Origin of the sequence: Streptomyces sp. NPDC051976, from assembly GCF_040680795.1 — a bacterium.
Lineage (GTDB): Bacteria > Actinomycetota > Actinomycetes > Streptomycetales > Streptomycetaceae > Actinacidiphila.
In genome coordinates this window covers 19,453-43,945 of the sequence record NZ_JBFAXL010000043.1, presented here as the reverse complement: position 1 = coordinate 43,945, position 24,493 = coordinate 19,453, and the positions used below count along the sequence as shown (strand labels likewise).

28 protein-coding genes are annotated in these 24,493 nt (G+C 72.5%); 16 read left to right on the top strand and 12 right to left on the bottom strand.

The window, feature by feature from the left end:
• Window positions 1-185: 185 nt before the first annotated feature.
• Window positions 186-791, top strand: coding sequence for a response regulator transcription factor (locus AB0M29_RS32380; RefSeq protein ID WP_365389178.1), 606 nt, complete (start codon window positions 186-188; stop codon window positions 789-791).
• A 49-nt stretch (window positions 792-840) separates the two neighbouring features.
• Here the strand turns inward: AB0M29_RS32380 and AB0M29_RS32375 are convergent, their stop codons facing one another.
• Both AB0M29_RS32375 and AB0M29_RS32370 read right to left on the bottom strand, forming a co-directional pair.
• The gene (locus AB0M29_RS32375; protein WP_365389175.1) at window positions 841-1,668 is read right to left on the bottom strand and encodes a transglutaminase-like domain-containing protein; all 828 of its coding nucleotides are present in this window, start codon (window positions 1,666-1,668) and stop codon (window positions 841-843) included.
• Entirely contained in the window at window positions 1,665-2,666 is a 1,002-nt protein-coding gene (locus tag AB0M29_RS32370) for a GNAT family N-acetyltransferase (protein WP_365389173.1), read from the bottom strand. The genes AB0M29_RS32375 and AB0M29_RS32370 overlap by 4 nt, the downstream gene beginning before the upstream one ends.
• Window positions 2,667-2,774: 108 nt before the next feature.
• On the opposite strand from AB0M29_RS32370, the gene fdxA reads away from it, so the two are divergent.
• Together fdxA and dapC are read left to right on the top strand one after the other, a co-directional pair.
• A complete protein-coding gene (gene fdxA, locus AB0M29_RS32365; protein WP_365389171.1) occupies window positions 2,775-3,101 on the top strand; it encodes a ferredoxin in 327 nt (108 codons plus the stop codon).
• A 155-nt stretch (window positions 3,102-3,256) separates the two neighbouring features.
• The gene (gene dapC, locus AB0M29_RS32360; RefSeq protein ID WP_365389168.1) at window positions 3,257-4,357 is read left to right on the top strand and encodes a succinyldiaminopimelate transaminase; all 1,101 of its coding nucleotides are present in this window, start codon (window positions 3,257-3,259) and stop codon (window positions 4,355-4,357) included.
• Window positions 4,358-4,432: 75 nt separating this feature from the next.
• Here dapC and AB0M29_RS32355 read toward each other — a convergent pair whose 3' ends face one another.
• On the bottom strand, window positions 4,433-4,945 hold the full coding sequence (locus AB0M29_RS32355) for an ATP-binding protein (RefSeq protein ID WP_365389165.1): 513 nt from the start codon (window positions 4,943-4,945) through the stop codon (window positions 4,433-4,435).
• Between the two features lie 324 nt (window positions 4,946-5,269).
• Window positions 5,270-6,223: a heavy metal transporter gene (locus AB0M29_RS32350; protein WP_365389163.1), complete on the bottom strand. Its 954-nt coding sequence runs from the start codon at window positions 6,221-6,223 to the stop codon at window positions 5,270-5,272.
• Between the two features lie 125 nt (window positions 6,224-6,348).
• On the opposite strand from AB0M29_RS32350, the gene dapE reads away from it, so the two are divergent.
• The 3 genes from dapE to AB0M29_RS32335 all read left to right on the top strand — a co-directional run bounded on the left by dapE (window position 6,349) and on the right by AB0M29_RS32335 (window position 9,511).
• Window positions 6,349-7,422: a succinyl-diaminopimelate desuccinylase gene (gene dapE / locus AB0M29_RS32345; RefSeq protein WP_365389161.1), complete on the top strand. Its 1,074-nt coding sequence runs from the start codon at window positions 6,349-6,351 to the stop codon at window positions 7,420-7,422.
• 171 nt (window positions 7,423-7,593) lie between these two features.
• The gene (locus AB0M29_RS32340; protein ID WP_365389158.1) at window positions 7,594-8,673 is read left to right on the top strand and encodes an alpha/beta hydrolase-fold protein; all 1,080 of its coding nucleotides are present in this window, start codon (window positions 7,594-7,596) and stop codon (window positions 8,671-8,673) included.
• Window positions 8,674-8,689: 16 nt separating this feature from the next.
• Entirely contained in the window at window positions 8,690-9,511 is an 822-nt protein-coding gene (locus AB0M29_RS32335; RefSeq protein ID WP_365389156.1) for a TIGR00730 family Rossman fold protein, read from the top strand.
• Window positions 9,512-9,543: 32 nt separating this feature from the next.
• Here AB0M29_RS32335 and folP read toward each other — a convergent pair whose 3' ends face one another.
• The gene (gene folP / locus AB0M29_RS32330) at window positions 9,544-10,356 is read right to left on the bottom strand and encodes a dihydropteroate synthase (RefSeq protein WP_365389250.1); all 813 of its coding nucleotides are present in this window, start codon (window positions 10,354-10,356) and stop codon (window positions 9,544-9,546) included.
• A gap of 129 nt (window positions 10,357-10,485) precedes the next feature.
• On the opposite strand from folP, the gene AB0M29_RS32325 reads away from it, so the two are divergent.
• Together AB0M29_RS32325 and AB0M29_RS32320 are read left to right on the top strand one after the other, a co-directional pair.
• Window positions 10,486-10,845 (top strand): DivIVA domain-containing protein, encoded by a 360-nt coding sequence (locus AB0M29_RS32325; protein ID WP_365389154.1) that lies wholly within the window; start codon window positions 10,486-10,488, stop codon window positions 10,843-10,845.
• Complete coding sequence (locus tag AB0M29_RS32320; RefSeq protein ID WP_365389151.1) at window positions 10,838-11,458, top strand: DNA-3-methyladenine glycosylase I; 621 nt, start codon at window positions 10,838-10,840, stop codon at window positions 11,456-11,458. The genes AB0M29_RS32325 and AB0M29_RS32320 overlap by 8 nt, the downstream gene beginning before the upstream one ends.
• 4 nt (window positions 11,459-11,462) lie before the next feature.
• Here the strand turns inward: AB0M29_RS32320 and AB0M29_RS32315 are convergent, their stop codons facing one another.
• The gene (locus AB0M29_RS32315; RefSeq protein ID WP_365389149.1) at window positions 11,463-12,245 is read right to left on the bottom strand and encodes an enoyl-CoA hydratase-related protein; all 783 of its coding nucleotides are present in this window, start codon (window positions 12,243-12,245) and stop codon (window positions 11,463-11,465) included.
• A gap of 268 nt (window positions 12,246-12,513) precedes the next feature.
• On the opposite strand from AB0M29_RS32315, the gene AB0M29_RS32310 reads away from it, so the two are divergent.
• Window positions 12,514-12,681: a DUF3117 domain-containing protein gene (locus AB0M29_RS32310; protein ID WP_069464762.1), complete on the top strand. Its 168-nt coding sequence runs from the start codon at window positions 12,514-12,516 to the stop codon at window positions 12,679-12,681.
• 113 nt (window positions 12,682-12,794) lie between these two features.
• Here AB0M29_RS32310 and AB0M29_RS32305 read toward each other — a convergent pair whose 3' ends face one another.
• The gene (locus tag AB0M29_RS32305; RefSeq protein ID WP_365389249.1) at window positions 12,795-13,472 is read right to left on the bottom strand and encodes an O-methyltransferase; all 678 of its coding nucleotides are present in this window, start codon (window positions 13,470-13,472) and stop codon (window positions 12,795-12,797) included.
• Window positions 13,473-13,610: 138 nt separating this feature from the next.
• On the opposite strand from AB0M29_RS32305, the gene sigE reads away from it, so the two are divergent.
• From sigE to AB0M29_RS32285, 4 genes are all read left to right on the top strand, one after another.
• The gene (gene sigE / locus AB0M29_RS32300; protein ID WP_365389146.1) at window positions 13,611-14,375 is read left to right on the top strand and encodes an RNA polymerase sigma factor SigE; all 765 of its coding nucleotides are present in this window, start codon (window positions 13,611-13,613) and stop codon (window positions 14,373-14,375) included.
• A complete protein-coding gene (locus AB0M29_RS32295) occupies window positions 14,372-15,283 on the top strand; it encodes a zf-HC2 domain-containing protein (RefSeq protein ID WP_365389144.1) in 912 nt (303 codons plus the stop codon). Before sigE ends, AB0M29_RS32295 begins: the two co-directional genes overlap by 4 nt.
• Window positions 15,284-15,414: 131 nt before the next feature.
• On the top strand, window positions 15,415-15,894 hold the full coding sequence (locus tag AB0M29_RS32290; RefSeq protein WP_365389142.1) for a sec-independent translocase: 480 nt from the start codon (window positions 15,415-15,417) through the stop codon (window positions 15,892-15,894).
• Window positions 15,895-16,040: 146 nt separating this feature from the next.
• Window positions 16,041-16,655 carry a hypothetical protein gene (locus AB0M29_RS32285; protein WP_365389141.1) on the top strand — a complete coding sequence of 205 codons (615 nt, stop codon included), beginning with the start codon at window positions 16,041-16,043 and terminating at the stop codon, window positions 16,653-16,655.
• A 79-nt stretch (window positions 16,656-16,734) separates the two neighbouring features.
• Here AB0M29_RS32285 and AB0M29_RS32280 read toward each other — a convergent pair whose 3' ends face one another.
• From AB0M29_RS32280 to AB0M29_RS32270, 3 genes are read right to left on the bottom strand one after another with little or no spacing between them, the layout of a single operon-like run.
• Entirely contained in the window at window positions 16,735-17,892 is a 1,158-nt protein-coding gene (locus AB0M29_RS32280; RefSeq protein ID WP_365389139.1) for an Mrp/NBP35 family ATP-binding protein, read from the bottom strand.
• Window positions 17,893-17,924: 32 nt separating this feature from the next.
• The gene (locus tag AB0M29_RS32275) at window positions 17,925-18,542 is read right to left on the bottom strand and encodes a DUF1003 domain-containing protein (RefSeq protein WP_365389137.1); all 618 of its coding nucleotides are present in this window, start codon (window positions 18,540-18,542) and stop codon (window positions 17,925-17,927) included.
• A complete protein-coding gene (locus AB0M29_RS32270) occupies window positions 18,532-19,875 on the bottom strand; it encodes a CBS domain-containing protein (protein WP_365389136.1) in 1,344 nt (447 codons plus the stop codon). The genes AB0M29_RS32275 and AB0M29_RS32270 overlap by 11 nt, the downstream gene beginning before the upstream one ends.
• Before the next feature lie 157 nt (window positions 19,876-20,032).
• Between AB0M29_RS32270 and AB0M29_RS32265 the strand changes: the two genes are divergently transcribed.
• Window positions 20,033-20,779: a hypothetical protein gene (locus tag AB0M29_RS32265; RefSeq protein WP_365389133.1), complete on the top strand. Its 747-nt coding sequence runs from the start codon at window positions 20,033-20,035 to the stop codon at window positions 20,777-20,779.
• Here AB0M29_RS32265 and AB0M29_RS32260 read toward each other — a convergent pair.
• The gene (locus AB0M29_RS32260) at window positions 20,741-21,262 is read right to left on the bottom strand and encodes a hypothetical protein (RefSeq protein WP_365389131.1); all 522 of its coding nucleotides are present in this window, start codon (window positions 21,260-21,262) and stop codon (window positions 20,741-20,743) included. The genes AB0M29_RS32265 and AB0M29_RS32260 overlap by 39 nt on opposite strands.
• Window positions 21,263-21,524: 262 nt before the next feature.
• Between AB0M29_RS32260 and AB0M29_RS32255 the strand changes: the two genes are divergently transcribed.
• On the top strand, window positions 21,525-22,373 hold the full coding sequence (locus tag AB0M29_RS32255) for a DMT family transporter (RefSeq protein WP_365389246.1): 849 nt from the start codon (window positions 21,525-21,527) through the stop codon (window positions 22,371-22,373).
• Between the two features lie 26 nt (window positions 22,374-22,399).
• On the opposite strand, the gene AB0M29_RS32250 is transcribed toward AB0M29_RS32255, so the two are convergent.
• Window positions 22,400-23,533, bottom strand: a complete 1,134-nt coding sequence (locus tag AB0M29_RS32250) for a magnesium and cobalt transport protein CorA (RefSeq protein ID WP_365389129.1) — start codon at window positions 23,531-23,533, stop codon at window positions 22,400-22,402.
• Window positions 23,534-23,892: 359 nt separating this feature from the next.
• On the opposite strand from AB0M29_RS32250, the gene AB0M29_RS32245 reads away from it, so the two are divergent.
• Window positions 23,893-24,480: a suppressor of fused domain protein gene (locus tag AB0M29_RS32245; RefSeq protein WP_365389126.1), complete on the top strand. Its 588-nt coding sequence runs from the start codon at window positions 23,893-23,895 to the stop codon at window positions 24,478-24,480.
• The last annotated feature ends 13 nt before the right edge of the window (window positions 24,481-24,493 follow it).

Here is a 24,493-nt window from a genome sequence, read left to right as displayed (position 1 = left end):
GGGTGCGGCGGCAGTGCCTGCGCGCGCGACATCCGCATGACAGATGTCATGCCGACGGCGTGACGGGCCACTCGCGCGGCGGCGGTAACGGCGGGCGCGCGGCTGCCGGGCCACGCCCGCCCGGCGCCCCGTCTGTGTGTGGGCGCGGCTGACCGGTGGGTACGGGGAGCCGGTAGCCTGCCCGCATGATCCGTGTGCTGCTCGCCGACGACCAGTCGATGGTCCGCGAGGCCCTTGCGACGCTGCTCGGGCTGGAGGACGACATCGAGGTCGTCGCGCAGGTCGCGCGCGGTGACGAGGTGCTGGCCGCGGCGCGGGAGCACCGGCCGGACGTGGCGCTCCTCGACATCGAGATGCCGGGGCTCACCGGGATCGAGGCGGCCGCGCTGCTGCGCAAGGACCTGCCCGCGGTGAAGATCGTGATCGTGACGACCTTCGGGCGGCCCGGCTATCTGCGCCGCGCCATGGAGTCCGGCGCCGACGCCTTCCTCGTCAAGGACGCGCCCGCGGCCCAACTCGCCGAGGCGGTACGCCAGGTGCTGCGCGGCCAGCGGGTCATCGACCCCACCCTCGCCGCAGCCGCCCTCGCCGAGGGCGCCGACCCCCTCACCGCCCGCGAGCGCGACGTCCTCAACGCCGCCGCCGACGGCTCCGTCAACGCCGACATCGCCCGCCGCCTCCTCCTCTCCGAGGGCACCGTCCGCAACTACCTCTCCACCGCCATCCAGAAAACCGGCGCCCGCAACCGCACCGAAGCCGTCCGCATCGCCCGCGAAAAGGGCTGGCTCTAACGCCTGGCCCCCGGGTGGGGGCGGGCCGTCATCCCCGGTGCTGACGCGGTCAGTTGAGCATGGCGCGGGCCGCGCGGGCCGCCTGGCGGATGTGGGTGGCGGATTCGGGGTCGAAGGCGCCGATGACTTCGGCGTATTCGTCCATGGCCTCGGCGCCGCCGAGGAAGTCGCCGAGGCGGACGAGGAGTTGGGCGCGTTCGTAGCGCAACTTGGCGGGGTGGCGGGGGAGGAGGAGGGCGAGTTCGACCGACCAGAGCTCGACGGCGGGGCGTTCGGGGCGGGCGGCGGCCCAGGCGCGGATGTTGTTCAGGACGCGGTGGACGATGTCGAGCGGGTCGGCGGGGGTGAGCATGGCCGGGGCCGCGGGGCCCCCGGTGGCGCCCGCGACCAGCAGATCGACGTCGGCGTCCGAGAGCAGGCGGCCGCCGTCGAAGGGGTCGGCGAGCACATGCGCCCCCGCCGGATCGCCGAAGCCGACGACGAAGTGGCCGGGCAGCGCCACCCCGTACACCGGCGCCCCGGCCCGCCGGGCGACCTCGATCCACACCACGGACAGCAGGATCGGCAGCCCGCGCCGCCGCCGCAGCACCTCCTGCAGCAGCGACGACCCCAGCTTGTGGTAGTCCCCGGGCAGCCCCCGGAAGCCGTGCTGCCGGCCCAGCACCCGGTGCAGCGCGGCGGCCCACTCCAGCGGCGTCGTCAGACCGTACGGCAGCAGCCCGGCCAGCCGGTCCAGCTCGATCTGCGCGGCGTCGGCGGCGTCCCCGTCCAGCGCGGGGTCGGCCTCCGCGCCGATCAGCAGGCACAGCTCGGCCAGATCGGGCCGCTCCTCGCGGGCCGCGGCCGCGAACCGCTCGCGCACGCTGCCGCCGCTCACCGTGCGGGCCGCCGGTAGTGGTAGCCGTGGTGGTCGGTGAAGCCCATGCCGTCGTAGAGCGCGCGGGCCGCGTCGTTGTCCGCCTCGACCTGGAGGTACGCGGCGAAGGCGCCCTCGGTGTACGCCTGCCGGGCCAGCGCGGCCATGACCGTGGTGGCCAGCCCCCGCCTGCGGTGCTCCGGGGCCACCTCGACGGCGCCGAACAGCGCCCACGGCCCGTCCACCACACAGCGCCCGATCGCCCCGGGCGCCGTCGCGAACCACACCGAGGCCCCGCCGGTGACCACCTTGAGCGCCTCCTCGGCCAGCTCCCCGGTGCGGTGGTAGGCCGAGAGCCACTCAGGACCCGGCGTGCGGGTGAGCGCGACCTCGGCGCCGCCCGGCAGCTCGGTGAGCGGCACCAGCGACGCCGTACGCACCAGGGTGTCCGCCTCGCGCACCCAGCCGCGCCCCTCCAGCTCCGCCGCGTACGGCGAGGAGTCGGGCAGCTGGAGATACGGCGTGCAGCCGCGCGTCCGGTACCAGTCCACGGTGTACGCCAGAGCCTCGTCCAGCGGGCGGCCGGGCCCGCCGCCGACCAGCGCGGAGTTCGCCCGCCGGGTGAAGCCCTCGGACCGGCGCCCGGCGCGCGGGTCGACCGTCGACCGCAGGGTCCAGCCGCCCAGCCGCTCCGTCTCGGTGGCGGGCCACGCCCGGGAGGCCAGCTCCTGTATCTCCTCGGCGCTCAGCGACGGCACCCGGGGCGGTCTGCGGGCCGGAGCGGGCGGTACCACTTTGCCCGCCACGAGCAGCGATTCCGCGATATGGACGTCCTCCCCGGTGCGCCGCGTGATGCACACCACTCCCGCATCCCAGGATGCGAGAACACCGATCGTGTCGGTGAACGTAGGATGCCCGTCGGTGATCTGGAGCACTTGCCGCACAGAAACGCGTTTTCCCACGTCAGCGGGGGTAATCCGGATCTCGAAACGTGCACCGGAAGAGAATTCCCCTGCCATGCGTGCCCCTCCTGTTCGGTTCGTGCCCAGGAACGGAGATACTAGGTGCGGGCATCGACGACGCCGCGCTCCCGCGCGAGATGAGCCCTATCGAGGAGGAACGACAGCGTGACCTACGTCATCGCGGAGCCTTGTGTCGACCTGAAGGACAAGGCTTGTATCGAAGAGTGCCCGGTCGACTGTATCTATGAGGGCTCCAGGTCCTTGTACATCCACCCGGACGAGTGCGTCGACTGTGGCGCCTGCGAGCCGGTGTGCCCGGTCGAGGCCATCTTCTACGAGGACGACACTCCGGAGGAGTGGAAGGACTACTACAAGGCGAACGTCGAGTTCTTCGACGAGCTCGGTTCGCCCGGTGGTGCCTCCAAGCTCGGCCTGATCGAGCGCGACCACCCCTTCATCGCGGCTCTGCCCCCGATGGCCACCGAGCACTAGTCCCCGGCCGTCACGGCACCAGGGCCGGCCTTCCGGCCCCGGGGCAGCTCCGCCGTGGGCCCCGTACGGCGACCGTGCCGTGCGGGGCCGCGGTGTTTCCGGTCCCGCCGCGCCCCGGCCCCGAACCCGTCCGCGCAACCCGAGAGAGTGAGCCAGTGAGCATCTCCGACCGCCTCCCCGTGTTCCCCTGGGACCGCCTGGAGCCGTACAAGGCCGCGGCCGGTGCGCACCCGGACGGTGTGGTCGACCTGTCGGTGGGGACGCCGGTGGACCCGGTCCCGGCCGTCATCCAGCGGGCGCTGACCGCCGCGGCCGACAGCCCCGGCTACCCGCTGACGTACGGCACCGCCGCCCTGCGGGACGCGGTCGCGGATTATCTGCGCGACCGGCACGGCGTCAGCGGCGCGGACCCGGCCGCCGTACTGCCGCTGATCGGCTCCAAGGAACTCGTCGGCTGGCTGCCGACCCTGCTCGACCTGCGCGAGGGCGACCAGGTCGGCTACCCGCAGCTCGCCTACCCGACGTACGAGATCGGCGCGCTGCTCGCCCGCGCGGAACCGGTCACCTACGACGACCCGGTGGCCGATCTCGACCCGGCCCGGGTGAAGCTGCTCTGGCTCAACACCCCCTCCAACCCGACCGGCCGGGTGCTGTCCGCGGCCGAGCTGCGCCGGATCGTGGTGTGGGCGCGCGAGCACGGCATCCTCGTCGTCTCCGACGAGTGCTACATCGAGCTGGGCTGGGAGGGCCCCGCACCGGTCTCGGTGCTGCACCCGGATGTCTGCGGGGACAGCCACGACGGGCTGATCTCCGTCCACTCGCTCTCCAAGCGCTCCAACTTCGCGGGCTACCGCGGCGCCTTCCTCACCGGTGACGCGGCCGTCGTGACCGAGCTGCTCGGCGTCCGCAAGCACGCGGGCATGATCGTGCCCGCGCCCGTACAGGCCGCGATGGTGGCCGCGCTCGGCGACCGGGAGCACGCGGTGGAGCAGAAGGAGCGCTACGCCCGCCGCCGTACCGCCCTGCGCGCCGCCTTCGAGGGCGCGGGCTTCCGGATCGAGCACAGCGAGGCCAGCCTCTACCTGTGGGCGACCCGCGGCGAGGACTGCTGGGACACCGTCGGCGACCTCGCCAAGAGCGGCATCCTGGTCGCCCCCGGGGAGTTCTACGGCGCCGCCGGCCAGGCTTTCGTGCGGATCGCCTTCACCGCGGTCGACGAGCGGGTCGAGGCGGCGGTACGGCGGCTGGCGGGCTGACCCGGCGGCGCGAGGACACGAGCGGGGCCCGGGAGCGACACGCTCCCGGGCCCCGCGTGCGGGTGCGGCCCGCGATCAGGTCAGCGGCAGGCCCTTGAGCGGGAGCTGGTCGGTGGTGGGCAGCCCGGAGGTCGGCAGGGCGCCCGCGTTCGGCAGCTCGGACAGCGGCAGCGCGTCGGTGCCGGGGAGCCCGCCGTGGCCGGTGAGGGCCCCGTGGCCGGGCAGCGCGCCGGTCGTGGACTCGGTGGTCTCGCCGAGGACCCGGCCCGCGGAGTCGGCGGCGCCTGCCGCGGTCTGCTGGGCGGCGGGGGCGGCGGTCCTGCCCGCGGTGCCCACCACCTTGCCCGCGGCGGGCAGCGCGGTCCTCATCGCCTGGGTGCCCGCCTGCCCGGCCGCCGCGGTGGCCTGCTGCGACGCGCTGTCGACGGAGGCGCCGGCACCGGCGCCGTCCACGGTGGACAGCCCGCCCAGCGCCTGCTGCTGCGGCAGACCGGCGGCGTGCGCGGCGCCCGCGCCCAGCAGAGGCGCGGCGGCGGCGCCGATCAGCAGGGCGGCCTGGGCGAACCGACGGGTCAGGGGGAGGGACATGGTGCTCCTTTTGCGGTGTTACGGCTTCGGGGTCCGCACGATGGGGGGACACGGGCTGTGCCCGCCGTACGGACGCCGTGGTTACCGCTCAGCGGCCCGTAAGGTTGCGGCCGTTCGAGGTAAAGAGTTGGCAATGCGTCGCATAATACGCATCCGGCAGTTCGGATATAACGGACAGCTCATATGACCGCGAAGAAACGTCACATCCCTTGCCGTACAAGGGAATCGCCCTTAAGACGAGCGAATTTCCGGACGCGCTTCGGCGTGGCGTTCCGCCCGCACCCCGCTCCGCCGTCACCCCGTCCTTCCGGGTGAACCGGCGCACTATTGCGCGACGGTGATCTGTACGTACGCGTCGGACGGGACCGGCGCCGAGGCGCCCTTCGCCGCGGTGACGGGCTTCTGCCGCTGCCAGCCCCGGCCGGAGTGCGCCGCCTGCCACCGCCGGTTGTCGAACGACACCTGCTCGACCTTCAGGTCGTGCGCGTGCGCCACCGCCCACTGCGCCACTGCCCAGCCGTGCCGGGCCCCGTCGCCCTCCGCCGCGCCGCCCCCCGGCGCGGACGCGATCTTCACCGTGCGCGGCGCGCCGCCGCTCACCGGCCGCACGTGGCCGCCGAACTCCCGGGTCAGCCGGGCCTTGACCTTCGCCGTGTCGCCGAACTTCCCGCCCGCGCTGTCCGCCGCGTCCGCGCCCGTCGTGCAGCTCAGCGCGGCGGGCTTGCGGCCGGTCAGCGCCGCCGACAGCAGCGTGGCGTCGGCCTCGTGCTTGGCGTACGCCTCCGGGTAGCCGCTCCGCTGCACGCGCTGCGCGGCGACGGTCAGCGGCAGCCGCGAGTAGCCCTTGATCTTGACCAGGCTGTCGAAGAACTCGTTCGAGGAGTACACCGGGTCGAGGATCTGCTTCTCGGTGCCCCAGCCCATCGAGGGCCGCTGCTGGAACAGGCCCAGCGAGTCGCGGTCGCCGTGGTCGACATTGCTCAGCCGCGACTCCTGCAGCGAGGTCGCCAGCGCGATGGTCAGCGCCCGCTCGGGCAGCCCGCGGGAGTCCGCCACCGCGGCGATCGTCGCCGCGTTGGACGCCTGCTCGGGCGAGAGGTCCATCGAGTCGCCGTCGGCGGTGACCGTACAGCCCGCCGCTCCCGGCGAGTTGATGTCCGACAGATGGTAGAGGCCGTACCCGGCCGCCCCGAGCAGCACCAGACCCGCGGTCACGAACCACGGTCCGCACCCGCGCCCTGAGCCCTTCTTGGGGCGCTTGGAAGAAGACGAGGTCACCCGGCGAGGGTATCCAACACCCGCCCCCTCAGACGCCCCCAAAGCGCCCACTTCCCACCAGTGATCCACACCCCGGGCTCCGCGGCCGCCCCGGGCCCCGTCCTGGCACGCTCTAGGCTCCCGGTATGAGCACACCCCTCGACCTCAGCCAGGACGCCGCCGCACTCACCGCGCAGCTCGTCGACGTACCGTCGGTGTCTCTGGAGGAGAAGCCGCTGGCCGATCTGGTGGAGAGCGCGCTGCGGGCGCTGCCGCACCTGGAGGTGGACCGGGACGGCGACGCCGTGGTGGCGCGCACCCGGCTCGGGCGGGCGGAGCGGGTGGTGCTCGCCGGGCACCTGGACACCGTGCCGATCGCCGACAACCTGCCGTCGCGGCTCGACGGCGACGGCGTGCTGTGGGGCTGCGGAACCTCCGACATGAAGGCGGGCGTCGCCGTGCAGCTCCGCCTCGCCGCCACCCTGACCGCGCCCAACCGCGACCTCACCTACGTCTTCTACGACGCCGAGGAGATCGCCGCCGAGTTCAACGGCCTCAAGCGGCTGGCCGAGCGGCACCCCGACTGGCTCGCCGGCGACTTCGCCGTCCTGCTGGAGCCGACCGACGGCCGGGTCGACGGCGGCTGCCAGGGCACCCTGCGGGTCCAGGTGCGCACCACCGGCAAGCGCGCCCACTCCGCCCGCAGCTGGCTCGGCGAGAACGCCATCCACAAGGCCGCCCCGATCCTCGCCCGGCTGGCGGCCTACGAGCCGCGCCGGGTCGAGATCGACGGGCTGGTCTACCCCGAGGGACTCAACGCCGTGATGATCGAGGGCGGCCACGCGGGGAATGTGATTCCCGACACGTGTGCGGTCACCGTCAACTACCGGTTCGCGCCGAACCAGACCGAGGAGGAGGCGCTGGAGCGCGTCCGGCGGGTCTTCGACGGATTCGAGGTCGTCCTCACCGACAGCGCGCCCGGCGCGCTCCCCGGACTCGCGCACCCGGCCGCCGTCGCCTTCGTCGCCGCCATCGGGACACCGCCCGCGGCCAAGGAGGCATGGACCGACGTGGCACGATTCTCCGCGCTCGGCGTTCCGGCCGTGAACTACGGCCCCGGCGACCCCACCCTCGCCCACACCCGCGAGGAGCACGTGGCGGTCGCCGCCGTCCTCGAGGCCGAGCGCCGGCTGACCGACTGGCTCACGACGGGCGACTGATCCACCCCGCTCGGTCACCGCCTGGGAATCTCGTCGAACACGGCCGAAACACCGCTCGATCGGGTGGCCAAGAACGGGACAAGCAACCGAACAGGGGTGCCATTGGGTCCTTCTCCCCGGCATGGTGAGATCGGGTACGTCCGATCCGGGATGGGGGGAAGAAGGCGTGTCGTGGGACTGACCAGCAGATGGTTCTCGATACTTCTCTTCGCCGTCGCGGTCGCCGCGGTGGTGGGTGCTGTGCTGCTCTGGCCGCGGGTGCGCGGCCCGCGGCCGGTACGGGTGGCCGCCAGGGTGGGCATGATCCTGCTCTGCCAGGCCACCGCGATCTTCGTCGTGATGGTCACCGTGAACAACCAGTACGGCTTCTACGCCTCGTGGGACGACCTGCTCGGCAACGCCAACAGCGGCGGCGGCAAGACCACCGCCGGGCCCAGCGCCTCGCCCACCCCCACCAAGCCCGACTACCAGGTCAAGTTCGCGTCGTATTCGCAGGGCTTCCAGCGCGCCTCCGTCCGCGGCTGGAAATCGTCCACCAAGGGCGACGTGATCGTCTGGGTGCCGCCGCAGTACTCCAAGAAGGAGTTCGCGCACACCCGCTTCCCGGTGATCGAGGTGCTGCACGGCATACCGGGCACGCCGCACAGCTTCCTGCGCGGCATGCGGCTGGGCCAGATCATGCAGGACGAGATCACCGAGGGCCGTGCCGAGCCCGCGATCCTGGTGCTGCCCACCATCACGCCCGACCGGGTGAACACCGGCTGCGCCGACGTGCCGGGCAAGAGCAAGGTCGCCACCTGGCTCACCGACGACGTGCCGCAGACCATCTCGCACAACTTCCGGACCCTTCCCGCCCCCCAGGGCTGGGCGGTGATGGGCATATCCACCGGCGGCTACTGCGCGGCCCGGCTCGCCCTCGAATACCCCCAGAAGTTCACCGCGGGCGCCGCGCTGGCCCCCGACAACCCCTCCCAGGGGGTCCGCTCGCCGGTGTGGCTGGCCCGCACCACCCACCCCGACGTGCAGCTCCTGGTCGAGTCCAGCCCGCAGGACCCGGAGAGCCCGCCCAAGTTCGCCGACTGGATCGCCTCGGTCGCCAAGGCGCCGACGGTGGTCACCAAGCTGCAGATCGACAACGGCGGGCACAACTGGAACACCTGGGGCCGGATGTTCCCGACCGCCTTCACCTGGGTGAGCGCCCGGCTGGAGGCGCCACGGGCCGTTCCGTTGGCCCCGTCCGCCGCACCCTGATGCGTACGCTTCCGGTATGACTGCATCAGACAGGGGAGAGACCCTGGGCTCAGCGGAGGCGCAGGACGCCGCGGCCGCGGCCAATGAGGCGGCGCAGACCGTCCGCTACGGGACGGAGTGGCCCGAGCGCCACACCGGCCCCGTCGTCAGGCGGCGCGGCCAGGTCCAGCCGGGCACCACCGACCAGCGGCTGCTGGACAGCCGCGCCGACGCCGACTGGGTGCACGGCGACCCGTGGCGCGTGATGCGGATCCAGTCGGAGTTCGTCGAGGGATTCGGCGCGCTGGCCGAACTCGGCCCCGCGGTGAGCGTCTTCGGCTCCGCCCGCACCCCCGTGGACTCCCGCGAGTACGAAGCGGGCGTGCAGATCGGCCGCGGCCTGACCGCCGCGGGCTTCGCGGTGATCACCGGCGGCGGCCCCGGCGCCATGGAGGCCGCCAACAAGGGCGCCCTGGAGGCGGGCGGCGTCTCCGTCGGGCTCGGCATCGAGCTGCCCTTCGAGCAGGGCCTCAACCCCTACGTCGACATCGGCGTGAACTTCCGCTACTTCTTCGTCCGCAAGACCATGTTCGTGAAGTACGCCCGCGGCTTCGTCGTCCTGCCCGGCGGCTTCGGCACCCTCGACGAGCTCTTCGAGGCGCTCACCCTCGTCCAGACCAAGAAGGTCACCCGCTTCCCCATCGTGCTCTTCGGCACCGAGTACTGGGGCGGCCTGGCCACCTGGATCCGCCGCACCCTCGTCGCGGAGGGCAAGGCGTCCCACGCCGACCTGGAGTTGTTCCACATCACCGACGACGTGGAGGAGGCCGTGGCGCGGGTGACGAAGGAGTCCGCCTGACCCCCGCGCCGCCCGCAGGCCGCCCGACGGGATCAGGCGAGCCCGCGCCGGGCCACCGCGGGCGGGCGGTGGCCCGCGATCGAGGCGACCATCTCCAGCACCTGCCGGGTCTCGGCGACCTCGTGGACGCGGTACACCTGCGCGCCGAGCCACGCCGAGACCGCCGTGGTGGCGAGGGTGCCGATCAGCCGCTCCTTGACCGGCCGGTCGAGCGTCTCGCCGACGAAGTCCTTGTTCGACAGCGACACCAGCACCGGCCAGCCGGTCGCCGTCATCTCCGGCAGCCGCCGGGTCGCCTCCAGCGAGTGCCGGGTGTTCTTGCCGAAGTCGTGCCCCGGGTCGATCAGCACGCCGTCGCGCCGCACACCCAGCGCCACCGCGCGCTCCGCCAGGCCCACCGTCACCCGCAGGATGTCCGCCATCACGTCGTCGTACCCGACCCGGTGCGGGCGGGTGCGCGGCTCGGCGCCGCCCGCGTGCGTGCAGACCAGCCCGGCGCCGTAGCGGGCGGCGACCTCGGCGAGCTTGGGGTCCACCCCGCCCCAGGCGTCGTTGAGCAGGTCCGCGCCCGCCTCGCAGACCGCCTCGGCGACCTCGTGCCGCCAGGTGTCGACGCTGATCACCACGTCCGGGTGGCGCCGCCGCACCTCGGCCACGAAGGCGACCGTACGGCGGATCTCCTCCGCCGCCGACACGTCCTCGCCGGGACCGGCTTTCACCCCGCCGATGTCGATGATCGCCGCGCCCTCCGACACCGCCCCCGCGACCCGTTCGAGCGCCGGTTCATCGCTGAACGTGGCCCCCTGGTCGTAGAACGAGTCCGGCGTCCGGTTCACGATCGCCATGATCACCGGCTCCCGTTCGGCGAATTCCCGGGTGCCCAGCCGAAGTGCCACTGCCGCTCCTCATCTCAGACTCATGCGATCGTGGCACGATCGTGCCTGACATGTTGAGTCGCACCCCAGGAGATCGACTTGTTCTGGTTCATGCTCATCGCGCTGGTCGCGGTGGTCGCCGCGGTGGCAATGGCCGTTCTCGGCGACGGCGGTGCGCTGCGGGACTCCGAACCCGACCGGCTTGACGACCGGCTGCCCGCCGACCGGGCGCTGGTCCGCGGCGACATCGACGCCGTACGGCTGCCCGTCGCGGTACGCGGCTACCGCATGATCGACGTCGACGAGGTCCTCGACCGGCTCGGCGCCGAACTCGCGGAGCGCGACGCCCGGATCGCCGACCTGGAGGCGTCGCTCGCCGGGGCGCAGGCCGGCGCCATGGGCCGCCCCTCGCTGCACAAGGACCAGCCGGAGCCGCCGCTGGACGGTGCCGGTGAGTGAGCCGGTGACCGGCGTCGTCGTCGGCGAGGACGGGCTGGCCCGCTGCCCGTGGGGGCTGTCCACGCCCGACTACGTCGCCTACCACGACACCGAGTGGGGACGGCCGGTCCACGGCGACGACGCGCTCTTCGAGCGGGTCTGCCTGGAGGCGTTCCAGTCCGGGCTGTCCTGGATCACCATCCTGCGCCGCCGCGAGACCTTCCGGGCCGCCTTCGACGGCTTCAAGATCGACGCGGTGGCGGAGTTCGGGGACGCCGACAAGGCGCGGCTGCTGGCCGATCCGGGGATCATCCGCAACCGCGCCAAGATCGACGCGTCGGTGGCCAACGCCCGTGCCGCGCGGGCGCTGCGCGACGAGGGCGGGCTCGACGCCCTCGTCTGGTCCTTCGCCCCCGACTCCGCGACCCGCCCGGCCCCGCGCACCGTCGGCGACGTCCCCGCCACCACACCCGAGTCCGTCGCCCTCGCCAAGGCCCTCAAGTCCCACGACTTCCGCTTCGTCGGCCCCACCACCGCCTACGCCCTCATGCAGGCCTGCGGGCTGGTGAACGACCACCTGACCGACTGCTTCGCCCGCCGACCAGAAGCAAAAATCAGCCCGTCCGGCGCTTGAGGACTCAGCGGCCCACGTAGCGCGGCCGTTCCTTCGCGAGGAAGGCGTTCACCGCGATGCGGTGGTCCTCGGCGGCGCCCGCCAGATTCTGGAGTTCGTCCTCCTTGGCGAGGGTGTCGACCAGGGAGTGGGCGGAGCCGTGGGCGAGCGACGCCTTGATCGCCGCGTAGGCGACGGTGGGGCCCTCGGCGAGCGTGCGGGCCACCGCCAGCGCCTCGGCGGCCAGGTCCGCCGCGGGCACGACGCGGTTCGCGATGCCCAGGTCCAACGCCTCGGCGGCCTTGATCGAGCGCGGGAAGAGCAGCAGGTCGGCCGCGCGCCCGGCGCCGACGAGGCGCGGCAGGGTCCACGACACACCGGAGTCGGCGGTGAGCGCGACGCCCGCGAAGGAGGTGTTGAAGGCCGCGGTGTCCGCCACGACCCGGTAGTCCGCCGCGAAGGCGAACCCGGCCCCGGCGCCCGCCGCCACCCCGTTCACCCCGGCGACGACCGGCTTCGCCATGGTCGCGATCGCGGTGACGATGGGGTTGTAGTGCTCGGCGACGGTGGAGAGCCCGCCGCCCGCCGCCAGGACGCCGACGTGCTCCTTGAGGTCCTGGCCGACGCAGAAGGCCCGCCCGGTGCCGGTCAGCAGCACCGCCCGTACCGCGGCGTCGCCCGCCGCCTCCTGAAGGGCGTCCCGCAGTGCGTTCTTGGTGTCCGTGTCGAGCGCGTTCATCGCCTCGGGACGGTTCAGGGTGACGATCGCCAGCCCCTCGACCACCTCGTACAGCACGCTGTCGGCCATGGCAGAACCCCTTCGTCGCGGCAATGGTCCTGGCCAGGATGCCGGACTTCACGGCGGGCGGACATGTGACGTACGTCAAACACTTCGGAGGGCCGGAAAGGTTCGCCGACCCGGCCGATGCCCGTCCCTTCGGCGAATTGGCCGGTTTTGTGGACGGTCGCAGCCGAAGGTAGTGCACCCGATGTTGGTCATCGGGTCGGCGGATGCGGGATAATGGCCGAGAACCAATGTGTTCGAGTCCGAGCTGGTTTCAGGAAGGGGAACGAGCATGGCGGCCATGAAGCCGCGGACGGGTGACGGCCCGCTCGAGGTGACCAAGGAGGGGCGGAGCATCATCATGCGCGTTCCGCTTGAGGGCGGCGGGCGGCTTGTTGTCGAGCTGACCCCGGACGAGGCGGATGCCCTCGGCGACGCGTTGAAGAAGGCCATCGCCTGAGACCAGCGGTCCCCCATTGATCGTCGCGGCCCCGTACACACATCGTGTACGGGGCCGTCGTCGTGTGCGGGGGTGTCCGCAGGGCGGGTGCGGGTGCTTCCGGGAAAGGCGCGCTATCGGCGGCGGACCGCGCAGAGCAGGCCGTCGTCGGTGGGCAGCAGCACCGGGGCCAGCCGGGGGCTGTCGCGTACCGCCCGCATCAGCTCGCGCAGCCGCAGCGACTCCGTGTCCTGGTGGGCGGCGTCGAGCGCGCGGCCCTGGGCGAAGGCGCCCTCGAAGCAGACCAGACCGCCCGGCCGCAGCAGGCGCAGCGATTCGTCGAGGTAGTCCAGGTACTCCAGCCGGTCGCCGTCACAGAAGACGAGGTCGTAGCCGCCGTCGGTGAGGCGGGGGAGTACGTCGAGGGCGCGGCCGGGGATGAAGCGGGACCGGTTGCCGGCGAAGCCCGCCTCCCGGTACGCCTCGCGGGCGAGCTGCTGGCGGTCCGGCTCGGAGTCGACGGTGGTCAGCACGCCGTCCGGCCGCATTCCGCGCAGCAGATGGATTCCGGAGACCCCGGTGCCGGTGCCGATCTCGACCACCGACTTGGCGTCACTCGCCGCCGCGAGAAGTCGCAGCGCGGCACCGGTGCCGGGGGAAACGGGCCGAAGACCGGCCGCGTGCGAACGGGAGCGGGCGCGTATGAGGGCGTCGTCCTCGGCGACGAACGCGTCGGCGAACGCCCAGCTCGCCTGCCGGTTGCCGGTAATGTCCCTCTCCCTGTCACCAGTCTGTTCCTGTCCAAGGTGCAGCCCGCTCGGCGACTGTATCCGCTGGAGCCGGGAACCCGCTGATGGGACTGCGCGTTAGCCATACGGGCAGGAGAACGAATGACATCTCCTTCCCGACGGCAACAGCGCACTTATCCGGAGCTAACGGGCGAGGTGGATATGGTAGGGGCTCTACTGGACACCACCAGAGCCGACAGGGGAGGTGCGGCTGCGGCCGGTGACCGGAAGGTGCTTTCGCGCTTTCGCCGGTCTGCCGGACAGCCGAAATCCGTGACCAACACCGCTGATGATCGTTCACGCGAAAATGGCTCCGCGACCGCGACCTTCGCCACCGACGGGGACGCTCAGGCGTGGACGCCTCCCACGTGGGAGGAGATCGTCAGCACGCACAGTGCCAGGGTCTACCGGCTGGCGTACCGCCTGACCGGCAACCAGCACGACGCGGAGGACCTCACGCAAGAGGTCTTCGTGCGGGTCTTCCGTTCCCTGTCCACCTACACCCCCGGCACCTTCGAGGGCTGGCTGCACCGCATCACCACCAACCTCTTCCTGGACATGGTGCGCCGCCGCCAGCGGATCCGCTTCGACGCCCTCGGGGACGACGCGGCTGAGCGACTGCCCAGCCGCGAGCCGTCCCCCGCGCAGCACTTCAACGACACGCACTTCGACGCGGACGTCCAGCAGGCGCTGGACACCCTCGCGCCGGAGTTCCGCGCCGCCGTGGTGCTCTGTGACATCGAGGGGCTGTCGTACGAGGAGATCGCCGCGACGCTGGGCGTGAAGCTGGGCACGGTACGGAGCCGGATCCACCGCGGCCGCTCCCACCTGCGCAAGGCTCTGGAACACCGGGCACCGGCTGCCCGGCCCGCTCCCGCGCTCGCTGCCGTCACCTCGAAACCTGGCCTGGAGGGCGGGAGAGCGTGAGCAGTAGCGGTTCAGGCGAGCAGCGAGCAGCGCCTGCCGAGCAGCACCTTGGCGACCGCCTCGCCGCGTTCGTCGACGGTGAGCTGGCGGACGACACCCGGGACCGGGTGCTCGCCCACCTTGTGACATGTCCGCAGTGCAAGGCCGCGGCCGCCGAGCAGCGGCGGCTCAAGAGCGTCGTGGCGGGCTCCGAGCCCCCGGCCCTGTCCGCGGGGCTGCTGGCGCGTCTGCAGGGCCTCCCCGGCGGCGGTGACGGCCCCCTGGACGGCCGTGGCGGTGGCCGGGACGACCACGACGACCATGACGACCGCGGTCCGTTCGACGGCAGCCTGCTGGGCTCGGGTGTGTTCCGTTCCGCCCTGAACCGCGGCGCTGACGGCGCGGGCCGGGTCGAGGAGTTCTCCTTCCTCACCCCCAGCCGCGACCTCGTGGCACCGGCCGGCTCCCGGGCGCGCGGTTTCCGTATCCACGAGATGACCCGGGCGGCGCAGCCGCCCCACGCGGACTCCGCGCACGGCCACCCGGCCCTCCCGGCGCACGGCGGCCCCGCCGCGGCCTCCCGCGGCCGCCGCTTCGCCTTCGCCGCCGCCGGCGCCTTCTCCATGGCGGCCATCGCCCTGGGCGGCGCGCTGCCCATGGAGGCGGCGGTCGACGGCGGCGCCCGGCCCGACGACGGCCCCGCGGTGAGCCCGCTGACCGCCAACTCGGTCTCCGACACCCGCGGGGACACCCCGCGTGGCGTCCTGGACGCCGGGGACCGCCGCCAGCTCCGCGCACCCGCCCGGATCTCCGCGGTGACCCCGGTCTCGGTGAGCCGTCCGCTGCTGGCCCCCGGCGACCTGCCGCTGGTGACGCCCGCCGCGACACCGGTGTCGCCGACACAGGCGGCCGCCTCCGTCCACCACTGACGGGGGCTGACCCTTTACCGGGTCGCGACGTACTGTTGGCCCCAGCTATCCCGCACCGCCGGGCCGGGCAGGTACCGTAATGTCCGCCGGACCCTGCCCACCCGGCTGTGGACGTCACAAGGAGCTGCAAGGTGTTCTTCGACATAGGCCCGCTGGAGCTGGTCGCGCTCGTGGTCCTTGCCGTCCTCGTGTTCGGCCCGGACAAACTGCCGAAGGTCATCCAGGACACCATGGCCTTCATCCGAAAGGTGCGGGAATTCTCCGACAGCGCCAAGGAGGACATCCGGCGAGAACTGGGACCTGAGTTCAAGGACTTCGAGTTCGAGGACCTCCATCCCAAGACGTTCATCCGGAAGAACCTGATGAGCGAGGAAGACGAGATGGGTCTCAAGGAGATCCGTAACGGCTTCGACTTCCGCAAGGAGATGGCCGAGGTCACCGACGCCGTGAACGGTGTGGAGCCGCTCTCCACCGGCACCGCCGCCGCCGCGTCCGGCACGACCTCCGCCGCGCCCGCGTCCGGCACCGCCCCGGAATCGCCCGATCGGCTGCGCAAGCGCGACCGGCTGGACCCCGACGAGGCTCCGCCGTTTGATTCCGACGCGACCTGAGTCAACCCCTTAGCGCCTTTTCACCCCATAGGGTGGCTATTGTCCATGTGTTCGCCGTCACCGTGAGCCGTTTCGGCCACCGAACCCACCCAGGGTCGGGCAAGATGGCGAGTCGCCCAGAAGGGCATGGAGGAGGCGCAACCCGCATGGAGACGAAGACCGGCACTGCGCACGGGACGGTCGACGGCTACTTGATGGCCGACTTCCCGTGGTACGGGCTGGACGAGGCGTTCACCGGGCGCCGCTGGCTGCACACGGTCGGCGCGAGCGCGGACGGCACTGTCGAACACGGTTCGATAGGGCATGGCGACGAGCCCTCGCTCAAGGCGGACCCGGCCGACGCGGCCGCTCTGCGATTCGCGGTCGTGGTGACGCTCGCCCGCCGCCCCGGCCGGCGCAGCGCCGACGGCACCGGCGTCCTGGAGGCCACCTCGGTCTCCTCCGCGGCCTGGCTCGCCGGGTCGGGACTGCTGTCCTGCACCTGGCCGACCACCATGGACCGCTCCCTGCGGCAGGACTGGATGGACCAGCAGACCGCCACCGCCTGGGAACTCGCCGACGACCTGACCGGCCCCGGCTGGTCCACGCTCACCCTTCCGGTCGACGGCGAGCCCGCGCCCTTCCACTACCGCGAGTCCGAGTACGGCTGGGTCATGGCGGGCGCCGCCCGCGGTGTCCACCTGGGCGCCTACGGCCGCGGCATGAGCGCGTACGGCCTCGGCCTGGCCGTGGTCAAGGACGTCACGACCTACGAGGGCTGACCGCCCCCTCCGCACACCCGAGGTCCCCGGCGGAACGCCCCGGTGCCGGCAGAACCGGCTCCAGGGCGTTCCAGGCGGCTCAGAACTTGTTGCGCGGGGTGATACCCAGCGACATGCCCGCCAGGCCGCGCTGGCGGCCTCCGAGCTTGCCCGCGATGGACCGCAGCGCGGCGCCCGCGGGGGAGTCGGGGTGGCTGAGCGCCACCGGGCGCCCGTCGTCGCCGCCCTCCCGCAGCCGGACGTCGATCGGGATCTGCCCCAGCACCGGTACGGTCGCGCCGGTGGTCCTGGTCAGCCCCTCGGCGACCCGCTCGCCGCCGCCGCTGCCGAAGACGTCCACGATCTCGTCGCAGTGCGGGCACGGCATGCCCGACATGTTCTCGACGACGCCCACGATCTTCTGGTGCGTCTGCACCGCGATCGACCCGGCCCGCTCGGCGACCTCGGCCGCCGCCTGCTGCGGGGTGGTCACCACCAGGATCTCCGCGTTCGGCACCAGCTGGGCCACCGAGATGGCGATGTCGCCGGTGCCGGGCGGCAGGTCGAGCAGCAGGACGTCGAGGTCGCCCCAGTAGACGTCGGCCAGGAACTGCTGGAGGGCGCGGTGCAGCATCGGGCCGCGCCACACCACCGGCGCGTTGCCCGGGGTGAACATGCCGATCGAGATGACCTTCACCCCGTTGGCCGACGGCGGCATGATCATGTTCTCGACCTGGGTGGGACGCCCCTCCACGCCCAGCATGCGCGGCACGCTGTGACCGTAGATGTCCGCGTCGACCACGCCCACCTTGAGGCCGTCGGCGGCCATCGCGGCGGCCAGGTTGACCGTCACCGAGGACTTGCCGACGCCGCCCTTGCCGGACGCCACCGCGTAGACCCGGGTCAGCGAGCCCGGCTGCGCGAAGGGGACCTCCCGCTCGGCCTGGCCGCCGCGCAGCGAGGACGCCAGCTCGCGCCGCTGCTCGTCGCTCATCACGTCCAGCGTGACCTGGACCGAGGTGACCCCGGCGACCCGCCCGACGGCCTCGGTGACCAGCGAGGTGATGGTGTCGCGCATCGGACAGCCGGACACCGTGAGGTAGACGGTCACGGCGACCGCGCCGTCGGCGGCGATGTCCACGGACTTGACCATGCCGAGGTCGGTGATCGGCTTGTGGATCTCCGGGTCGTTCACCGTCGCCAGCGCGGCGCGTACGGCGTCGTCGGTCGGCGTGGAGCCTGTGGGGTCGGTAGCCATACGTCGATGGTACGGCGGTGGCGGGGCGCCGATCAGCGCCCCCGGCCGTCGCCTTCGTCACTGCGGCCGGCCCCGGGACCGGTGACGGACCTGACCTGCCGGGAGAGGTGCCCGCCCGCCGCCTGCCGCTCCTCGATCTCCTTGAGCAGATCCTGGAGTTCGGAGCGGATCCAGTCCCTGGTCGCCACCTCGCCGAGGTTGATCCGCAGCGCGGCGACCTCGCGGGTCAGGTACTCGGTGTCCGCGATCGAGCGCTCGTTCTGCTTGCGGTCCTGTTCGAGGTTGACCCGGTCCCGGTCGTCCTGCCGGTTCTGCGCCAGCAGGATCAGCGGGGCCGCGTAGGACGCCTGGAGGGACAGCATCAGGGTCAGGAAGATGAACGGGTAGTGGTCGAACCGCATCACCGAGGGCGCGAAGACGTTCCAGCACACCCACAGGATGATGATGATCGTCATCCAGACGATGAACCGCCCAGTGCCCAGGAAACGGGCGATCCGCTCGGAGAAGTTGCCGAACGCCTCCGGGTCGTACGTCGGCAGCAGGCTGCGGCGCGGCGCGCGCGGCTGGTCGAGCCGTACCCGGGTACGCGGGGCGGCGGTCGCGCCCGCCGGGTGCCGGGCGCGGTGCGGGTCGCGCTCGTCAGGTGCCATCGTCCGCCCCCGTCAGGTGGTGCGCGTGGGCGCCGACGGCGCCGTGCAGATCGGTCTCCCGCCAGTCCTCGGGCAGCAGGTGGTCCAGGACGTCGTCCACGGTGACGGCGCCCAGCAGCGACCCGTTGGCATTGACCACCGGCGCGGAGATCAGGTTGTACGTGGCGAGGAAACTGGTCAGCGCGGGCAGCGCGGTGTCCGGCGGCAGCGGCTGCAGGTCGGTGTCCACGATCGAGCCGAGCAGGGTGAACGGCGGATCGCGCAGCAGCCGCTGGAAGTGCACGAGACCGAGGTACTTGCCCGTCGGGGTGTCGTCCGGCGGGCGGCACACGTACACCTGTGCCGCGAGCGCCGGGGAAAGGTCCGGGTTGCGGATCCTGGCGAGCGCGTCGGCGACGGTGGCGTCGGGCCGCAGGATGATCGGCTCGGTGGTCATCAGGCCGCCGGCGGTCCGCTCCTCGTACGACAGCAGCCGCCGTACACCCGCCGCGTCCTGCGGCTGCATCAGCGCCAGCAGCCGCTCCTGCTCGTCCTTCGGCAGCTCGGCCAGCAGGTCGGCGGCGTCGTCGGGGTCCATCGCCTCCAGGACGTCGGCGGCGCGCTCCTCCTTGAGCTTGCTGAGGATCTCCACCTGGTCGTCGTCCGGCAGCTCCTCCAGCACGTCGGCCAGCCGGTCGTCGTCGAGCGCCGCCGCGACCTCGCCGCGGCGCTTGGGGGACAGGTGGTGCAGCACGTTCGCCAGGTCCGCGGGGCGCAGCTGCTCGAAGGTGGCCACCAGGTTCTCGGCGCCCTGGCCGTCCTCGGCGAGCCGGAAACCGGTCACCGCCGACCAGTCGACGGTGAGCGTGGTCCCCTTGCGGCGCAGCGCGCCGGGCTTGCCGCGGCGGACGAAGACCTTGTCGATCTCCCAGTCGCGGCGGACCGGGAGCTGCGTCATCGCCACGTCGAGTACGGTCACCTCCTCGCCGGCCTCGGCGCCGTCCTGCCCCGCCTCGGGGGAGCCGCCGCTGGGCGGTGCGACCAGCCGCACCCGGCGGTCGAGCAGCTCACCCAGTACCAGGGTCTCGGTCTGCCGCTGCTCGAAACGGCGCATGTTCACCACACCGGTGGTGATCACCTGGCCGGACTCCACGCCCGTCACGCGGGTCATCGGCAGGAAGATCCGGCGCCTGCTCACCACCTCGACCACCAGGCCGAGCACCCGCGGCGGGCGACCGCCCACCCGCAGCATGACCACCACGTCACGGACCCGGCCGACCTGGTCGCCGTTGGGATCGAAGACCGCGACACCCGACAGGTGCGAGACGAAGACCCGGGGGGCGCCTGCGGCCATGAGGGGCCTCCTACCGGTCCACGGAGGGCGACTCCGGTCCACTCGTCATCGGTGGCCAGGCTACTCCCCGGGGATCTTGCCCGCCCTGCGGGGTGCTCCCCAGGGGGTACCCTGCGGTAGCTTCACGCCCGCCGTCTCCCCGAGGAGGACGAGTCACGTGTACCGCCGCCACCGCACCGCGGCCGTCCTCGCCACGCTCTGCGCGGGCACCGTACTCAGCGGCTGCCTCGGCATGGGCGGCGGCGACCCGGACGCGGGCACCAACGGCGTCGGCAAGCTCCCCGCCACGACCATCGAGCAGCAGGCGAAGGACGCCGCGGCGGGCGCCGCGACCGTACGGCTGGCCGGCACCGTGCTGAGCAAGGGCCAGACCTTCCGGCTCGACATGCGGCTGCGGGAGAACGGCGGCGTCGGCGAGGTCACCACCAAGGGCGGCACCTTCCAGCTGCTGAGGGTCGGCAAGGACCTCTTCCTCAAGGCGGGCGCCGACTTCTACGGCGACGGCGGCACCGACGAGGACAGCAAGGCCGCCGCCGCCAAGCTCAGCGACAAGTACGTCAAGGTGCCCACCGGCGACCCGGCGTACCAGCAGCTCAGCGGCTTCACCGACAAGAAGGTGCTGCTCGCCGACCTGTTCGTGCTCAGCGCCCCGCTCGCCGTCGGCGGCCACCAGAAGGTGGGGGACGCCCGGACCATAGCCGTCGAGGGCGCCAAGGGCGGCAGCCTGGACGTGTCCCTGGAGGGCCGCCCGTACCCGCTGCGCTACCAGCGGGCCTCGGGCGCGGGCACGCTGACGATGACCGACTGGGGCGAGGACTTCACGCTGGCCGCGCCCGACGCCTCCCATGTGGTCGACTACGGCACGTCAGTCGGTGTCACGCCGGCCCCGGCGCCGAAGAAGTAGCCGCGGCAGGCCCGCCGGGATCGGCCGCCGGGTCGTCGCGGAGGTCACGACGGGGACGGCGGCGCCCGAGCCGTCCGGCATCGCGCCGGGGCTCTCGACCGGCGCTCCGCGCGGAGTGAGGCGGAAGACCTGGCACTCGCGGGCCCAGCGCTCGGTGACGGTCTCCAGGTCCGGGATGTTCAGCCGCTTGCCGCGCAGTTCGTCGACGGCCGCGGTCCACGCCTGCTCGCCGGGCGGCAGCAGCGCCACGTCGGCCGTCCAGCTCACCAGCCGCCCGCCCTTGTCCTTGCTGCGGACGACCACGGTCGCGGCGCCGCCGTCGGCCAGCGCGGGCAGCGGCTGCTCGCCCGGCCCGCCGCCCACGACGCACATCGCCCCGTCGACCCACACATGCCACAGCGCCTGGCCGTCCACCCAGACCAGGCCGGACTTCTTGGTCGCCTCCTCGACGAGCGCGCGCTGCCCGCCGGTTTCCGTCGTCATGCCCCCACCCTATGGGCTGTACGGCGGCCCGCCCGGTGCCGCCCGGGGTGACAGGTGCTCACAGCCGTCACGGGCCTTACGCTTGAGGGCGCCGCCCACCGCCGGGCCGCAGATCCCGAGGAGCACCGTGACCGCCCCGCAGAGCCCCGCTCCCGCGCGCAGTTCCGTCGGTGGCGCAGTGCCGGAGACGGCTGCCCGCGTCCCGGCCGCGTCTTCCGCCGCCCCGCCCGAGGCCGGGGCCGCCCGCACGCTCGACTTCACGCTGCTCGCGGTGGCGATCACCGGAGTCTCGCTGTCGGCGCCGCTGATCGCGTCGACGGCCGCCCCCGCGCTGGCCATCGCCTTCTGGCGCAACGCGATGGCGGTCGGGGTGCTCAGCCCCTTCGCGCTGTGGCGGCAACGCGGCGAGCTGCGCCGGATGGGACGCCGGGCGCTGGGCACCTCGGTACTCGCGGGCGTCGTCCTCGCCGTGCACTTCGGCCTGTGGCTGCCGAGCCTGAGCATGACGTCGGTCGCCACCTCGACCGCGCTGTGCACCACCACCCCGATCTGGACCACGATCATCCTGCGGATCCGCGGCCACCGGCCGCCCGGCATGGTGTGGGCGGGCACCGCGCTCGCCGTGGTGGGCGTGGTGATCCTCACCGGCATCGACCTGTCGACCGACACCCGGGCGCTCGCCGGTGACGCGCTGGCGCTGGGCGCGGGCATCGCGGCCGCCGGGTACGTGCTGCTGGGCGCCGAGGTGCGGCGCACCGCCAGCACCACCGCGTACACCTATGTCTGCTACTCCACGACCGCCCTGGTGCTGCTGGCCGTCTGCCTGGCGTCCGGCTCCGCGCTCGGCGGCTACGACGGCGGCACCTGGCTGAAGATCGTCGGGCTCACGGTCGCCGCCCAGCTGCTCGGGCACACCCTGCTCAACCGGGTGGTGCACGGTCTGGGGCCGTCCACCACCTCGACGGCGATCCTGCTGGAGACGCCGGGCGCGGCGCTGATCGCCGCCGTGTGGCTGGGCCAGACCCCGGCCGCGGCCGCCTATCCGGCGCTCGGCGTGATCCTCGCGGGCCTGGCCCTGGTGATCCTCGCCGACCGCCGGAAGAGCGCGTAGGGCTCCGCCCGTCCGGGGCGCGGCGGTTACAGCCAGCCGTTCCTGCGGAAGCCGCGGTGGATCACGTAACAGATGGCCACGATCGCGATGAGCACCGCCGGGTAGCCGAACTTCCAGCGCAGTTCCGGCATCGTGTCGAAGTTCATGCCGTAGATGCCGGTGATCATCGTGGGCACCGCCAGGATCGCCGCCCAGGCGGTGATCTTGCGCATGTCCTCGTTCTGCACGACGGTGGCCTGGGCCAGGTTGGCCTGGAGGATCGAGTTCAGCAGGTCGTCGAAGCCCACGACCTGCTCGTGGACCCGGGCCACATGGTCGGCCACGTCGCGGAAGTACTTCTGGATCTCCGGGTCGATCAGCCGCATCGGCCGCTCGCCGAGCACCTGCATCGGCCGCAGCAGCGGGGAGACCGCGCGCTTGAACTCCAGTACCTCGCGCTTGAGCTGGTAGATCCGGCCCGCGTCGCCGCCGCGCGAGGACTTGCCCGGCTCGGCGGAGAAGACGTCGATCTCGACCTCGTCGATGTCGTCCTGCACCGCCTCGGTGACCGCGAGGTAGTCGTCCACGACCTGGTCGGCGATGGCGTGCAGCACCGCGGACGGGCCCTTGGCGAGCAGCTCCGGGTCGTCCTCCAGCCGGTGCCGCAGCGCGCGCAGCGATCCGTGGCCGCCGTGCCGGACGGTGATGACGAAGTACCGGCCGGTGAAGACCATCACCTCGCCGCTCTCCACCACCTCGCTGGTGGCGGTGAGTTCGGCGTGCTCGACGTAGCGGATGGTCTTGAAGACGGTGAACAGCGAGTCGTCGTACCGCTCCAGCTTGGGGCGCTGGTGGGCGTGCACGGCGTCCTCGACGGCCAGCGGGTGCAGCCCGAACTCCTCGGCGATACCGGCGAACTCCTGCTCGGTCGGCTCGTGCAGACCGATCCAGACGAAGCCGTCCTTGCCGTCGCACTGGTCGCCCGAGCGGCCCGCCCGTACCGATTCCAGTGCCTCGCGCAGGTCGATGGAGTCACTGCACCTGATGCCGTCGCGGTACACCGCGCAGTCGACCACCGCGCTCGTGGCGATGGCGGAATGATCGGCGCCGTAGTCGTAGGAGGCAGTGCTCTTGCGCAGCGCGGGGCGTACGACAGCACGCAGGTCACGGATCATCGACATGGCAAGCTCCTTCACGGACTGGCCGACGGCATCACGCCGCACTGAAATGCTGATCAGGACTGATTGATCACCAGGCAGTTCAGGGCGCTCTTCCGGCGCGGAGGTGCTCCGCGGGCACAACGTGAGGAGGCGCGTTTCACGGCGGGGAGGCCGGGTAGGAAGCGCGGAGGCTCACATCGCGGGGCGGCGCGAGGAAGAGCTGCCGGTACTGCACGGTCGACTAGGATCCACTGCAGCCCCACCTCCTCCGGCCTGTCCCCGCTGGGGGATGACGTGTGTGAACAACGCCCCACCTTAGCAAGACGCTGTGCCCGTACGGCCGCGCATGGCCGGTTCCTTACGCGTTCTATGCTCGCGGGATGGGCGATCTTCTGACACTGGTCGAGGCGCGGCTGCACTCCGCCTTCGGCGAGCCGGACGCGCGGGCCGCGGTGACCTTCCTGGGCGTCGAGCGCATCGAGGTGCTCCGCTTCTCCGACGGTGACCTGCTGCGTTACGCGACCCTCGGCATGTCGGCGCAGCCCATGAACGATCCGCTGGCCGCGGTCACCGATCCGGTACGCGGCCCCCGCGCCGAACTGCTGCTGACCGTACGCGCCGGACTGGCCGAAACCGACCGGGTCCTCCGCCCGCTGGCCGTCCTCGCCGCGTCCCCGCAGGTCGAGGGCGTCGTCGTGGCCCCCGGCAACTCCCTCGACGTCGGCGACCCGCTCTGGCCCGGCGCCCCCTTCTCCGCGGTGCTCGTCGCCGAGGGCGGTGGGCTGATCGAGGACCTCGCCCTCGACGCCCCGATGGACCCGGTCCGCTTCCTCCCCCTCCTCCCGATGACGCCGAACGAGGCCGCCTGGAAGCGTGTCCGCGGCGCCGGGCCCTTGCAGGAGCTCTGGCTCTCCCACGGCACCGACCTCCGCGACCCCTTGCGGGGGTCGGTCCCCCTGACCTCGTAGTGCCTTCGCCCCG